Annotated in this window: 11 protein-coding genes; 4 read left to right on the top strand and 7 right to left on the bottom strand. The window is 39.6% G+C overall.

The window, feature by feature from the left end; genetic code table 11:
- The first annotated feature begins 23 nt into the window (after window positions 1-23).
- Window positions 24-656, top strand: coding sequence for a ligase-associated DNA damage response endonuclease PdeM (gene pdeM, locus T7867_RS17360; RefSeq protein ID WP_068221575.1), 633 nt, complete (start codon window positions 24-26; stop codon window positions 654-656).
- Window positions 657-924: 268 nt separating this feature from the next.
- Here the strand turns inward: pdeM and T7867_RS17365 are convergent, their stop codons facing one another.
- From T7867_RS17365 to T7867_RS17390, 6 genes are all read right to left on the bottom strand, one after another.
- Complete coding sequence (locus tag T7867_RS17365) at window positions 925-3,606, bottom strand: ABC transporter permease (protein WP_068221573.1); 2,682 nt, start codon at window positions 3,604-3,606, stop codon at window positions 925-927.
- Entirely contained in the window at window positions 3,603-3,935 is a 333-nt protein-coding gene (locus T7867_RS17370; protein WP_068221571.1) for a PadR family transcriptional regulator, read from the bottom strand. Before T7867_RS17370 ends, T7867_RS17365 begins: the two co-directional genes overlap by 4 nt.
- A gap of 174 nt (window positions 3,936-4,109) precedes the next feature.
- Entirely contained in the window at window positions 4,110-4,580 is a 471-nt protein-coding gene (locus tag T7867_RS17375; RefSeq protein ID WP_068221569.1) for a phage tail protein, read from the bottom strand.
- A gap of 3 nt (window positions 4,581-4,583) precedes the next feature.
- Window positions 4,584-6,137: a phage tail sheath family protein gene (locus T7867_RS17380; protein ID WP_068221567.1), complete on the bottom strand. Its 1,554-nt coding sequence runs from the start codon at window positions 6,135-6,137 to the stop codon at window positions 4,584-4,586.
- Window positions 6,138-6,361: 224 nt separating this feature from the next.
- Window positions 6,362-8,767 carry an ABC transporter permease gene (locus tag T7867_RS17385; RefSeq protein WP_068221565.1) on the bottom strand — a complete coding sequence of 802 codons (2,406 nt, stop codon included), beginning with the start codon at window positions 8,765-8,767 and terminating at the stop codon, window positions 6,362-6,364.
- A 46-nt stretch (window positions 8,768-8,813) separates the two neighbouring features.
- Window positions 8,814-11,231, bottom strand: a complete 2,418-nt coding sequence (locus tag T7867_RS17390; protein ID WP_084375677.1) for an ABC transporter permease — start codon at window positions 11,229-11,231, stop codon at window positions 8,814-8,816.
- 170 nt (window positions 11,232-11,401) lie between these two features.
- Between T7867_RS17390 and T7867_RS17395 the strand changes: the two genes are divergently transcribed.
- Genes T7867_RS17395 through lspA form a run of 3 tightly spaced genes read left to right on the top strand, consistent with a single transcriptional unit; the run spans window position 11,402 to window position 14,656 of the window.
- Window positions 11,402-12,772 (top strand): sigma-54-dependent transcriptional regulator, encoded by a 1,371-nt coding sequence (locus T7867_RS17395; RefSeq protein WP_068221561.1) that lies wholly within the window; start codon window positions 11,402-11,404, stop codon window positions 12,770-12,772.
- Window positions 12,762-14,090: a sensor histidine kinase gene (locus T7867_RS17400; RefSeq protein WP_068221559.1), complete on the top strand. Its 1,329-nt coding sequence runs from the start codon at window positions 12,762-12,764 to the stop codon at window positions 14,088-14,090. Before T7867_RS17395 ends, T7867_RS17400 begins: the two co-directional genes overlap by 11 nt.
- Window positions 14,091-14,146: 56 nt before the next feature.
- Complete coding sequence (lspA, locus tag T7867_RS17405; protein ID WP_068221558.1) at window positions 14,147-14,656, top strand: signal peptidase II; 510 nt, start codon at window positions 14,147-14,149, stop codon at window positions 14,654-14,656.
- Between the two features lie 129 nt (window positions 14,657-14,785).
- Here lspA and T7867_RS17410 read toward each other — a convergent pair whose 3' ends face one another.
- Entirely contained in the window at window positions 14,786-14,947 is a 162-nt protein-coding gene (locus T7867_RS17410) for a zinc ribbon domain-containing protein (protein WP_157717639.1), read from the bottom strand.
- Between the last annotated feature and the right edge of the window lie 114 nt (window positions 14,948-15,061).

A 15,061-nucleotide genomic window follows, 5' to 3' on the forward strand; every position in this document is an offset into this window, starting at 1 on the left:
TAAATCAATGGAGTCAATATTATATGTCTACCCATCAGCTACTTGGCCAAACACTTCATCTTCTTCCTGAAAAAGGTATTTTTTGGGAAGAAAAAAACTACCTCATCTTGGCCGACCTTCATTTGGGAAAAGCGGGGCACTTCCGCAAGTCAGGCATTCCTATCTCTGACTTAATTCATTCTAAAGACATCCTAATTCTGGATAAACTCATTGCCAAGTTCAAGCCTCAGCAAGTGATCTTTCTAGGCGACCTATTCCACTCGGATCATAACCAAGGCTGGGAAGTCTTCAAACGATGGATCAAATCTAAAGCGCCTTTGCCATTTAAATTAGTATTGGGCAATCACGATGTCTTAGACGAAAGTAGCTATAGAATCTCCAACCTAGAGGTAATGGAAAAACTCAGTCTCCACCCTTTCGACCTAACTCACATTCCTGAAGAAACTGAACTATATAACCTGGCAGGGCATATCCACCCCGCAGTGCGTCTTACTGGTAAAGGCAGGCAATCATTGCGCTTACCTTGTTTCTACTTCGGTAAAAAAAATGGACTCCTCCCGGCCTTTGGCAACTTTACAGGCACTGCTAAAATCAATATTGATAAAACCGATGCGGTTTTTGCTATAGCAGATAACAAAGTAGTTAGGGTTAATTAGGACATTAGGTGATTGGTCAATTAGGAATTTGGCCTGTAGAGTCCAAATAGGACCGTTTAACAGTCTTGCGGAGATCCAAAATGAATACTATTGAATTTTGTGGTAATCTGAAGGTTCTCAACACCGATTCAAATAAGAGAAAAGCTGTTTAAGCATTTAAGCGAAGTAGTGACTCAATTATTAAAGGATGTCATCTTCATATCTTTTGCAAAGAAAGAGATGACATCCTTTTTCAAAGAAACCTAAAGACACTATAGCCCTCTTATAGCTACTCTACCCTCAATGCTTTGACAGGATTAATTCGTGAAGCTCTGATGGCATGATATGCGATTACCATTAGCATCAATAAAAATGATAGCAATCCGCTGATAAGGAAAACCACAATTCCCACATCTATTCTATAGGCAAAATCGCTTAACCACTGATTCATGATATACCAGGTTATCGGAATAGAAATAACGAATGCTAGTAATAACTGAATACCAAACTGACGAACAAGAATATTCATGATTGTCATTGGCGAAGCACCAAGAACTTTGCGTATTCCAATTTCTTTAACCTTGGTATTGACGACCAAAATAGTAAGTCCTAACAAACCAAAGGAAGCAATAAGAACACTGATTATGGTGGCAATTCCCGCGATTTTATTCACCCTAGCTTCGTCTTCATACATCAACTTCAAACGCTCATCTACAAAGTCAAAAACGAGCTCTTCATTCGGAAAAGTCTCGGCCCAAACATTCTCCAGAAGCGCTTGAACGCCTAACAAACTCTCACCTTTATATTTAAAAAACACTTTCGGAATGGGGTAACTATCGAAGGTCAAATCGCTGATACCTTGGGTAATTGGCTCACTATTTTGAGAAATAACAAGTGGCTCAACTTGGGTATGTAATGACTGAAAATTGAAATCTTTAGTAACCCCAATAATAGTATGTTTCCCAAACTCTTCACCTGGTAACTTTTTGCCAACGGGATCTTCCGTTCCAAAGAAATACTCTGCAGCAGACTCATTGATAAGAATAGATTCTCGTTTATCAATCTCCAAATTCGGGTCGAAATCTCTACCAGCAACCATCTCTATTCCAAAACCAGAAATGAAATATGGGTCGGTTAATACCAAGTGAAACTGACGGAATTGATCATTGAGGTCTCTGAAACCCATGGTTGTCCACCCAGGTGTTCCGAAAATATGCATTGTTGCCCCTAAATCGGTTACCTCAGGGTATTGGCTTAGCTTCGCTTTGATGATTTCTGCATTCTCAAATCCAGAATCGATCTGTCGAAAAATGCCCTCACTTCCATCTTTAGGATACATGTTTAGGTAAACCATAGCCTCTTTCTCATAGCCCACATCAGAATTTTGAAGAAAATTCAACTGTTGTTTCATAACTAAAGAGCCAGAGATCAGGAAAATGGTCAGCAGCAACTGAAACACAATCAGCGCTTTGCGAAGCACACCTACTCCTCTTCCACCCGAAGAACCTCCACGAATTATGGCTATAAGTTTAAGGTTTGAGAGCACAAAGGCAGGGTAAATACCCGTAGCAATTCCGACAAAAAGAACAATTAGACCATAAACGGCAATGCTTTGCGCATCTACTGGAATCTCTATTTGGGTTCCTGCCAAGTGGTTGAAAGTTGGTAAAAGCGCGTAAGCTAAACCGATTCCTACTAGGGTTGCACAAGCTGTAATTAGAATACTTTCGGACAAATACTGCCAAATTAAGCCTCCTTTTTGAGCACCAACTACCTTTCTAATACCAACCTCCTTGGCTCGTCTAATAGATTGACCAGTTGAAAGAGTGGTATAATTAATACATGCCATAATGAGCACCAATAGCCCTATGGTAGCCAAAACGTATACATAATTGGGGTTTCCGACAGGATAAGCGGATGCTGGAAAATCTGGGTTTAGGTGAATATCCTCTAACGGTTGAAGACCAAGTACATACTGTCCCTCCTCGATATCATCGCCCAAAACAGAATTAATCATTGCAGGAAACTTCGATTCTACTGCGTCTTGAGCGGTGTTTTCCTTCAACAAAACAAATGTCTCAGGGCCTATATTGAACCATGCCTGCTGAGCTCTTGCGCTGTAGAACCGTTCCATATCTTCATTCGATACAATCATATTCATCTGAAAGCCTGTATTCTTAGGCATATCAGGAATAATCGCTGAAACGTTGTAATTCACCTTTTCAGACCCTAACTGAACGGTAAGCGTCTTTCCCACCGGCTCATCAGAACCAAAGTATTTTAAGGCATATGACTCCGTAAGTACAATGTCATTTCTGCCTAGCGCATTGGCCTGATTACCCTTTATCAGTTCGAATGAGAACACATCGAAGAAGTTATTGCTGACCATTGCAATACGTTCATTCAACCTATTCTCACCCTCACCAACCAAATAGTTTCCATAGTCTACCAAGGTTATGGCTTCTACCTCTGGAATGTTCTCTTCTAAGGTTGGTGCAAGCGGTAAAGGAGAAGAAGTGTAGAAAAACCGCTGTCCCTCTCCATAGTCTTCTTCAGACCATGTACGATAGATTCTATCTCCATTTTCGTGGAACTTATCAAAGCTAACTTCCTGCTTAACATAAAGCGAGATGAGAATAAAGCAGGCCATTCCTATGGCTATACTACCTACATTAAGAACGGTATTGGTTTTCTGCTTCCAAAGCACCCTAGCCGCAATTTTGAAATTGTTTCTTGTCATTTGAATGAAATTTGAGTTTGACTTTTTGATTTGTTTAATGTTCGAAAGGCGAAAAAACCTGAGCACATCCCAATGGAAAAGCAGCTTAGCCTTTGCCGGACTTTCCTCTACCCTTCTTTCGAAGAGTTCGAATACATCGCCTTCAATTTCTTCTAAGAACTCGCTTTTGCAGTAAAGCTGTAAGAAGCGTCTGGCGAGTCTGGGAGGTGATATTTTCCTGTTAATACTCAAGATTGACCGAATGAGATATCAGGAATTCTGTTGTAAAGCTTTGCACGCATAGACTGTGCATCGTCTAATGCTTTTTTACCGTAGCTGGTTAATTCGAAGTAACGTTTGCGTCTGCCACCTCTTTCGTTAGTGGCTCCACCCATAAAGCTCTTTACAAAGCCTTTATCTTCTAGCCTTCGCATAGCAGAATGAATGGCAGAAATATTTACTGACCTACCAGTTTCACTTTTAATATCATCCATAATGGCCACTCCATAGGCCTCTGGATATAATGCTCCTACCGTGAGCAAAACCAGTTCTTCAAATTCTCCGAGATATGTTCCTTTCATATTAGCGCAACATTAGTTACACAAATATAAAAGAAATATTTCTTTCACTTATGTACAACTAATTAACACCTGTTAACTGAAAGAAAGGATTGAACTGTTTAAATACTGAAGTGAACTGTCTAGTACGTTGCCAACAATTGCCAGTTTAGAAGGAATACAAGCTAAAAAAGACTGTCATCTATCCGCCTGATTAGAAAAGGCTAGTTCCTGATAGGCTAATTCTATCGAATCTATGCCAACTTCATTACCGTCAGACTTTAGGTCTGTCGAAGAAATTTTAGTAGGCCACGCATTTATAAGAGTCCAAGTAATGACTACTTTCCCAATTTCATCTATGAGTTTAATAGTTACTGTTCGTCTTTTGATTGTATTCAATTTAAGCTCATCGTATAATTTCCAAAATGAACCTGAGTTCAAGAAGACACCTCTCTTTAAAGTAACGTTTCCATACTTGGCAATTCCTGGCATTTTCACTGGACCAAAGTCAGGGCTATCGCCTTTTCTATACTCTATCAACTGAGTCTCAGAATCCAGGCCTGATACTTCTTGAAACAAGATATTCTGCACAATATCTCCCCAGTCTACCCTAAACCTGTAATTCGGCATTGGCCATCCCTTGCTATTCGCTGAACTATTACTGCTCATACTTTAAGACGATTGTTGTTGCTGTTCTAGGCTTATAACTATGTATTCCGCAGGGAGAACAACCGCCAATTTTACAATTACCCTTAAGGTGCCATTCATTATGTCTTCAGCAGTTATTGAGCTTCCAAGACCAACACTTATCGAAAAAGCATCATCCGATTTTGCCCCTTGAAGTGCCCCTTGTTTCCAAATGTTATATAGAAAGCTACTAATCATGCTTTTAATAGCAATCCATGTGTTTGCATCATTCAGTTCAAAAATGTAGGCTTTCATTGCTAATTTTATTGACTGCTCAATCATAGTGATTGTCCTTCTTACATTGATATACCTCCAGTCTGGGCTATTTCCGTCTAGAGTTCGAGCTCCCCAAACTAAAACTCCCCGCCCCATGAATGCACGAATAGCATTGATAGACTTTCCTGTCAAGGCATCTACATTGAGATCCGCTTGCATCGATTCGCTAATATTTAAAGTAAGAGCGCTAGTACTCATCACTGCAACATTGGCCGGAGCTTTCCAGACTCCGCTGTTGTTGTCTACATTGGTATAAACGCCTGCCATAGCGCCACTAGGTGGAAGCGTATTGATTTTCTCAACTACTATTTTCATCAATTGCCTATATGGCAAACAGATGCTACTTAACATACTGCTTATTTGAGCTTCTTCCTCATCTGGATGATTCTTGAGTGTATTTATAATCTGTAACGCTTGTGCATTTGGGCTTCCCGAGTTGCTTACAAAGTTTGTTAAGAACTCTAAATCGCCATTATTGACATTGTGGTAACTTACTTGATTCTCTGCCGTCACCGTGGTGATTAAGAAAGGATAATAGACCGCACCATAACTAAGCCCATTGGTGCCAACAGCAGTTCTAAAACTTTCAATGTCTTCTGTGTACAGTTTAGGATCTGGGGCTTCTCCACCTTTAACATCTAAAATGGAAACTGCTGTCCGCACTTCCATATTCTGTTTAAGCATGGTCTGCATGAGTGTGCTATTATCTACCTTATTCAACAAGGTAGCTTCTGGCACTACATACATAGTAACCTCTGGTTCTTTTTGTAAGGCACTAAGTCCATTTAAGAGCTCTGAAAGCTTAACATTCGGGTTTTCTAATGGAGCCCCTAGTGCCTTGGCTTTACCAGATGGTTTTCCATAAGAACCTACAGAAACGATATAGGCCTCACCGCCTCCATTCTGGTAAAACAATTGAATACTGTTATATAAATAGTATATAGTAGCAGGGTCTGGCTCTATAGCGTAGTCTTTGCCTTGAATGTAATGGGATTGGCCATTTTCTGCCTCTTTTTCCAATTCAGACACATAGTACATTGGTTTATGCTGAGTAGCATTTTGGTCTGCATAGCCGAAAAAAGTTAAAAACTCCATCAGTGAACAAACCTTCACTGGCCTGTTTAGGTATGATTTACCTTCATACTCTGTTCTGGAGGTATAACCTATAAACGCTGGAATAGCCGTTGGTACTTCTTGAACTGAGTTAGGAAATGCGTTTACCTCTTTGATATAGACTCCAGGAGTCTTAATGGTTTTAGACATGTTTGTGTTTATTGATTTCAGTTTCAATATATGCCTATACACCTTTTAAACCAAGCTTAAACGAAAAGAGGCTGTCTTAAAAGTTAACTGTCATTCCCGACTCCGATCGGGAATCTCCGAAAAGTAGCTACAAAGGCCATTAAGGGATTCCCAGTCAAGCTGGGAATGACGAAGATCTTAGCTTTTGAGACCGCCTTTCTGATTTCATGACGTACTAGGCTAATCTACTCACTTCTGAGTGAATTGACTGGGTTAGAATTAGCTGCTCTAATTGCTCTGTAACTGACGGTAAGCATTGCTACCAAAAGTGTACCTAAGCCAGCTATTAAAAACACACCAAAGCCTAAACCTACTCTATATTGAAAGTTTTGCAACCAGTTGTTCATGATCCAATAAGCTATAGGCGAAGCGATCAAAAATGCGAGTAAAATCTGCTTAGTGAAAGCACCTGATAGGAGCATGAAAATCTTCCATTCGCTAGCTCCAAGTACTTTTCTAATTCCCAGTTCTTTCACTCTTTTCTGAATAGTGAACGATGCCAGTCCAAAAAGTCCAAGACAAGCAATAAATATACTTAGTGCAGCACCCACCTTAAAAATAACACTAGCCTGCCTGTCAGATTCATAGAAAATCTCTAATTGCTCATCTAAGAAATGATGTTCCATTACAGTTCTGGTATCAAACTGTTCGTGAACTACTCTTGCCGCCTCGATAACTTCTTGCATATTAGAACTATTCACCTTAAGCACGAAGTAATCTATCACTGAAGCACGATTATTCCATGCCCCCACAATCAAGGGTTCAATTTTAGTGTGAAGCGATTGAAAATTGAAATCTTCCATTACACCAACCACAGTATATTTACCTCTACCTGCATTGAGGGAAAGCTCTAGTGATTTGCCCACAGGATCATCCAGATTGAGCATTTCTACCGCACTCTGATTAAGCATAATTTTGGTGCTATCTGAGGCGTCATTACCAGTAAAGTTCTCCCCTGCCGTTAGCTTTATCTCGAAGGTGCTAAAGGCATCTGGATCGAAGCTCATGTAGTAGGCTTCTGTAGAATCTACCAATACTCCAGCAGGGTCTATTGTATTTACCCCCACCCGATTTATATTCTTCCATTCGCCTGGCACTCTAGATGTTACAGCCACTTTTTCAACCCCTGGTATTTGAGCAAATTCATTCTTCATGGTTTTGAAGACAGGTCGTACTGCTCCATTATTAATATCAATAACTAATAGGTTGTCTTCATTAAAGCCTAAGTTTTTATTTCTGATAAAGCTCATCTGATTAGAAACCACCAAGGTTGAAATAATCAGTACAGTAGAAAGCACAAACTGAAACACCACTAAGGCTTTTCGAATGTTGAAGGCTCCACCTTTAACCTGCTCTCCTTTTAGAATATTCACAGTCTTGAAGCCTGTCATAAACAGTGCAGGGTAAATGCCAGAAATAAGACCAATAACCAAAGTTAGTCCAAGTAGAATATCTAGGTAATTCAATAAAGCCATCCAGCTGAAATCATAATTTCTACCTGTCAGCTGATTGAAAAATGGCATAGCAATGTCAGTAAGTGCTACAGAAATAAACAGACCTATGAATGCTATGATCAGAGATTCCGTGAGAATTTGAGTAATTAACTGCCTTCTATCTGCTCCAACAACCTTTCTAATTCCAATTTCTTTAGCTCTGAAAACGGCCTTAGAGGTAGCCAAATTCATATAATTAACGGCCGCAATCACCACTAGAAATATGGAGATAAATATGAATATGGTAATGTAAGTTCTGTCGCTTTTAAATCTGGCAATATCAGACTCAATCTCTGCAGAATTGAAATGAATATCGGCCAGAGGCTGTAAATCGAATGAGACGAAGGCCGCCACGGTTGGTGGCAAATTAGACTGAGCTAAATCTAGCGTCTTCTGCTTTAGAGCTTCTAAATCTGCATCTGGCGAAAGCAATAAATAAGAGCTCGAAAACTCAAAAGCAGTCCAAGACCTAATAGTTTCCATGAGCTGAGGGGGCAACAATTCACTAAAGAACATATCAGCAAATAGATGCGAGTTATCGGGAATATCTTTTAAAATCCCTGTGACTTTAACATCGCCTCCTTGGGTCTGAATTACCTCGCCAAGTGCATCTAGCGAACCAAACAAGGCCATGGCTTTAGATTCAGAAATAATAACCGATTTAGGCTCTACTAAAGCAGTTTCCTCATCACCTCTCACCAACTCAAAATCGAAAACCTCTAACAATTCTGGTGTAGAAAAAAAGAAATCACGGTCGGAATAATTCTGACCATCGATGGTATAATTAATTTGGTTACCATAGCGATAGAGTGTCACCTGATTCTCCACTTCAGGTAGCTGCTCTTCCATAGTAGTAGCCAACACCATGGGGTTAGCCCCATAGTGTCTACTTGGTTCTACATTGGTTTGAATAGTGATTGGTCTAACAATTCTATCATAGTTAGTATGCATTTTGTCAAAGCTGAGTTCGTCTTTCACAAAAGTGAGAAACAGTGTGGCACCAGAAATGCCAATAGCCAGACCGATAATGTTAATGAAAGCATAGCCCTTATTCTTCCAAAGGGTTCTAAATGCAACTTTAAAATAATTTTTAAGCATTGTTGTTGAGTTTAGTTGCTTCTCGTAGAAGAGAAAGCATAATGACCTATTCTGCCCTAAGTGTACTTGCCGGATTAGACCAAGCTGCTTTTACAGCCTGCACACTAACAGTTAATAAAATAATGACCAAGACCAGAGCCCCTGCTAACAAAAAGCTGGTAGCTCCAATATTTATGTGGTAGGCAAAGCCTTCCAACCACTGATCTATGGCATAATAAACCAGTGGAACCGATACCAAAAAGGCAATGACAAACAGCCAAACAAACTTACTGTTGACCACCCAAACCAATTGATTTACTCCTGCACCAAGCACCTTTCTGATGCCTATTTCTTTAATTCTTCTTTCAATTGTAAAGGTTGTCATGCCATACAATCCTAAGCAGGAAATAACCAAACAGATTACCGAGAACGTTTTGATGGCACTTTCCAAACGCTTTTCCTTAGCGTAATAAGCTTGTAGGTTATCTTCTAAAAACCAATATCCCATAGGATACTCTGGCTCAACTTTGTCCCAAACAGTCCTAGCATGATTCACGGCTTCGGCTTTATGGGTTGGGTCTACCTTAAGTGTCCAAAACCAATTCATTCTTGAGTTGAGCATAAAAATAGCAGGCGATACCTTAGAGCGAAGCGACTTAAAGTTGAAGTCTTTCACTACACCGATAATTGAAACAGGAACGCCATCTGCTCCCCAAAGCCTTGCCTTTTTACCAACAATGTCTTCTAATCCATTAGCTCTAACAAATGCCTCGTTCACTACAATAGATGCCGTATCACTCTTAAGGTAAGGGTTGAAAGTTCTTCCATTAATCAGTTCTAACTCCTGCAGCTGAATAAATTCATCACCTACAGTAAAGAATGTGGCAACCGGAGCATCTTTATAGCTCTGGCCTTCTAAAAGAACAGGGCCAGAATTATTGGTGGTTTCAAAACCAAGTACATCTACACCAGTTGTGGCTCCAAGAATGTACGGACTCTTTAAAAGCTCGCTTTTAAATGTAGCCAGCTGAGCACCTACTTTGGGAGAATTGTTGGGTATAATTAGAATATCATCTTTACTAAAGCCAAGGTCTTTGCTGTTAATGAATCTCGACTGTTGCACTATCAGCAATACTGAACTCACCAACACCAAAGTGAAGAAAAGTTGAATGCCAACAAGGAAGTTTCTTAGGCCAGCACCTCTCAGAAAGCCTTTTGCATTTTGACTCCTGAGTGACTCTGATGGTCTAAAACGACTCAACACCAAGGCAGGATAAAGTCCAGAAAGTAGTGTAACCCCTACTAAAACTGACACCAACATTTTGAGGAACAACGGATTATTGATTAAAGAAAATCTCAACTCTGTTTCCATTAGGTTTTCGAAAGCAGGCAGGGTTAAGTCTGTTACCAAAACAGATAGAACAACGGCCACAAAAGACACCAAGAAGGCTTCACCTAAAAACTGGACAATCAGTTGCTTTTTGAAAGCTCCGAACACCTTTCTCACTCCAATTTCTTTGCTTCTTGTAGCAGCTTTTGCCGTAGCCGCATTAATATAATTCATGCATGCTATTAGCAATACAAAGGCTCCAATTACTCCTAAAATCAAGATATTCTGCTTGTTCCCTTTATTAAAGCCTTCATCGAATGACACATCATTCGAGTTGAAATAAATGTCTTGAATAGACTGAAACTCATAATTCTCTCTTGCCAATGCTTCTACTACATCGGGTCTGTCTTTATAGTAGTCTAGGTAATGCTGTTTAATAAGTTTAGAAGCGTCATCTGGGTCAGTATTTGGAGCTAGTTTAAAGTAACCATAAACCGAACCAGCAAACCCCTCACGCATAACGAGATAGTCGTTAATTTCATCTCTCACCTCAAAGTTTACCAGAAATTCAAAGTCTACATGAGAGTTCTTTGGGTCTTCTACTACACCAGTTACCTGAAGTGTAAAACCCATAGTACCTGAAAACTTAATTGTTTCACCCATCGGGTTAGCATCCCCAAAAATCTTTTTAGCCATGCTTTCGGTAATAACCACATCGTTTGGACCAGCTAAAGCTGTAGCCGGATTCCCCTGAAGCAACTTAAAGTTGAAGTAGTCGAAGAAATCTGCTTCAGTAAAGAAAAGGTCTCTGGTTTTAAATCTAACGTCTTTATAAGCCACTAGCAATGGACCTGCACCATGGTTTCTAGCCAGTAGAACATCTTCAATACCAGCTATTTTCTCAGGAAACTCTTCCAAAGTTTTAACACTGATAATCCCGAATTTTCTGGTTTCACCATCGCCAGTTTGCTCTTCATATAGAAAACGATAGAAGTTTTCGCTGTGAAATTGATCATAGCTCAACTCATTTTCTACATAAAGCATAATGAGACAAAAACAGCTTATACCCAGTGTTAAACCAAATACATTCAGAAAAGCGTAAACCTTATTTCTGAGTAAGTTCCTATAAGACGTGATGAAATAATTCTTCAGCATAACAATTCAATTTCGGCACAAGCTATGCACAGTATATACCAAACATTTTAGATGTTGAATATCAACCACTTAACCCTAAACCACCAGATTAAATACTTTATAAATGTCCAGCAGCAAAACACAACTGCCCAAAAATGGGCACTTTTCAATAACTTGCGTAGAGCAAACCCATGAAACAGAAGGCCAAAATACTCATACTAGATGATGATAACTACGTTCTGTTATCGCTTCGCATTTTACTAGAACAACATTACACCGATGTAAGAGGTATAAACTCTCCCACTCAGCTAACGACCGCTTTAGCCGAAAACGAATTCGACATTGTTGTGCTAGACATGAATTTTTCGGCTGGCGATACTTCAGGTAAAGATGGGCTGAAATACCTCCAACAGGTAAAAGACGCCAACCCTAATACCTCTATTTTACTGCTTACAGCCTATGGAGAAATCAATCTGGCAGTTGAAGCTATGCGACTGGGCGCTTACGATTTTCTTGTAAAGCCTTGGGAAAACGAGAAACTGTTGGCCACAATAAAAACTGCATTTGAACTAAACTCTGCTGCTAAAAAGATTGAGCATTTAGAAACTGAAAAGTCCGTTCTCTTGCAAGAACTAAATGCTCCTTTCAATGAGATTATCGGGGAATCTGAGGCCATAAAGAAAGTATTTAGCCAGATTGAAAAAGTAGCCAAGACTCAAGCCAATGTACTAATAACTGGTGAAAACGGTACTGGTAAAGAACTAGTAGCTAGAGCAATTCATAAGGCCTCCGACAGAGCTAATGATATTTTTCTAAATGTAGATATGGGCGCCATTAGCGAGACTCTGTTTGAAAGCGAACTATTCGGCCATAAAAAAGGAGCCTTTACAGATGCTAAAGCAGATAGAACTGGTAAGTTCGAAGCGGCTAACAATGGCACGCTATTTTTGGATGAAATTGGCAATTTACCCCTTCCCCTTCAGGCCAAACTTTTACGAGTAATCCAAGATCAAAAAGTGACCAAGGTTGGGGATAATAAGGAGATTGACCTTAACATTAGGCTGATATGCGCCACTAATGCCAACTTACCGGAACTAGTAAAGACTGAGGCCTTTCGCCAAGACTTGCTTTTCCGAATAAATACCATAGAAATTCATTTACCTCCTTTGCGCGAACGGCAAGAAGACATTCCTGTTTTGGCTCAGCATTTTCTAAATATCTATAAACAGAAATATAAAAAACCTGGGCTATTCGTAGCTGACTATGTTTACAACAAACTTCAGAAATACGATTGGCCAGGAAATATCAGGGAGTTGCAACATGCCATAGAGCGTGCAGTCATTATGAGTGATGGCAAGCAGCTACAAGTCAGTGACTTTAACCTAAAGGACACTAATGAGACCGAAATAGAGGCGGTAGACTCATTTAACTTAGACCAGATTGAAAAGTGGGCCATAGAATCGGCCATTAAGAAACATCAAGGCAACATTAGTCATGCCGCTCAAGAATTAGGCTTAAGCCGAGGCGCACTTTACAGAAGAATGGAGAAATATGATCTTTAGAGACTATAAATTTCAGATTGTATTTCGACTGGGCATTCTGACCCTTCTTGGTTATGGCTTGCTCTATTACACCTTTATAGATGTTAACTACATTAGAGTCTTCTTTCTGGGCATTTTTAGTCTCATTGTACTCATAGCTCTTTTCTATTATCTGATCAGGGTACACAAACTGACTTCTAGTTTTCTAGATGCCATTCTGAACAACGATTTCACTGTAAAATACCCAGAACAGCACGAGAATAAGTCTATCAAACAGCTTTTCAGAAAGTTCAACCTTGTTAATGAGCGGTTTTCTCAGAGCATTCAGGAACAAGCCAACCAATACCAGTATTTGCTAGCCTTAATTAATCAGCTAAAAATAGCAGTTGTGGCCTTTGACGCTCGAGAAAGGGTTCACGTGGTCAATTCAGCGTTCAAAGAATTGGTGAATGAAAAAGAAGTAATCAGAATGAGCTCACTAAAGAGCTTATCACCACATCTCTACAAAGAAGTAATAAGCTTAGAGCCAAACCAGCAGAAGGTTGTAAAAGCTGTTATCGGCAACACTACCCATCAGTTTTCGGTTGCTGCATCTATCTTTAAGCTGAGGCAAAAGCAATATACACTAGTTTCTATGCAAGACATTCATTCGGAGTTAGACCAGAATGAAATGCAGGCATGGCAGAAACTCATTCGTGTACTCACTCATGAAATCATGAATTCTGTAGCACCTGTGGTTTCACTTTCCGGCAGTTTGGAAAGCATAGTTCAAAGCACGAACACCAACAGCTTTGAAGAAAACAAAAAGACTTTGCTAGAAGGTATGGACGCGATAAAAGTGAGGAGTCAAGGTTTAATGAACTTCACGCAGGCTTATAGAAAACTTACAAGAGTACCTGCCCCTAACCTGAAAGAGGTGGAGGTGAGCAAATTTCTTCAACCAATAGAAACACTATTCAGGCAAAGCTTAACGGAAACAGATATTAAATTCACTGTTCAAGCTAACGGTAATGCCAATCTATTGCTCGATCCGGACTTAATGCAGCAAGTACTGATCAACCTTTTAAAGAATGCTCAAGAGGCCGTTAAAAGCACAAATGGTGAAATCCGCTTGACTTACAACAGTCAGCCTGACGGCCAAACAACTCTTATTGTTTCAGATAATGGAACAGGGATTCCAGAAGAAATTGCAGACCAAATATTCATTCCTTTTTACACTACAAAAACCGAAGGCTCGGGTATAGGACTCAGTTTAGCCAAGCAAATTATTCAACAACATGGTGGTCAGTTGACCTTTGAAACAAGTAATAATGGCACTTCTTTTTACATCAAGTTGTAATGCTTGCTTTCTGCTTTGGCTCTTTTAATTAGTTTTGGGAGAAATTTTGTGAGTAGATGAAGAAGATACCGAGAATAGCACTCATCCTAATAATCATTTTTGCCAATATTGGGTGCGATCAAATTACTAAAGACCTAGCTCGAAAGAACTTGGAATACCACAAAACGGTAGAAGTGATTGGAGAATACTTGGTGCTCACAAAAGTTGAAAATCCGGGTGCATTTCTAGGCATGGGTTCCGACCTATCTCCTATTCTGAGAACACTATTGCTCCTAATTTTACCAGGTATAGTGATGGTTGCGGTTACGGTTTATCTGTTCAGAAATAAGGAAATGAGCATGATTAACCTATGGGCACTTTCCTTTATTGTTGGTGGTGGAATTGGCAATCTTTACGACAGAATTCTTTATGGGCAGGTAACAGACATGATTTTCCTAGACTTCCAATTTGCTCATACTGGCATATTCAATATGGCAGATGTTTCTGTAATGGTAGGAACTGGTCTGATTTTACTCGATCAATTTTTGCCGAAAAAGAAAGAAGAAGGTAAACTACAAGAGTCCTAAGACACTCCTTTTAAACTTCTTATCAATTTAACGTATACCTGAAGCTTTTCATTAGAAAAGACTACAGTACTCTTATGTTCAACATACAGAGGCGTGTGTCTGAATTTTTAACTTTTAGATCTCTCCAGTCTAAAATACAAAGAGTAATAACAGCAGTATAATGAGCACAACAGCCACCCAAACTGAAACTTTAGACTGCTTAGGAAACTCATACTGACAAATAGGACAAACCTCCTCATCAGAATCTACCTGCATGGCGCAAGAAGGACATTCTTTAGTTTTATTGCTCATTGTGCCGAATTAAACTCATTTCTGAATCCCTCACAAATAAGAATTTCCAGTATCAGGTTGAATTATTTATCTAATTAAATAGTTAGACTTACTATATGTTTTTTTTAGCCATAT

Source organism: Roseivirga spongicola (assembly GCF_034376045.1).
GTDB classification, from domain to species: domain Bacteria; phylum Bacteroidota; class Bacteroidia; order Cytophagales; family Cyclobacteriaceae; genus Roseivirga; species Roseivirga spongicola.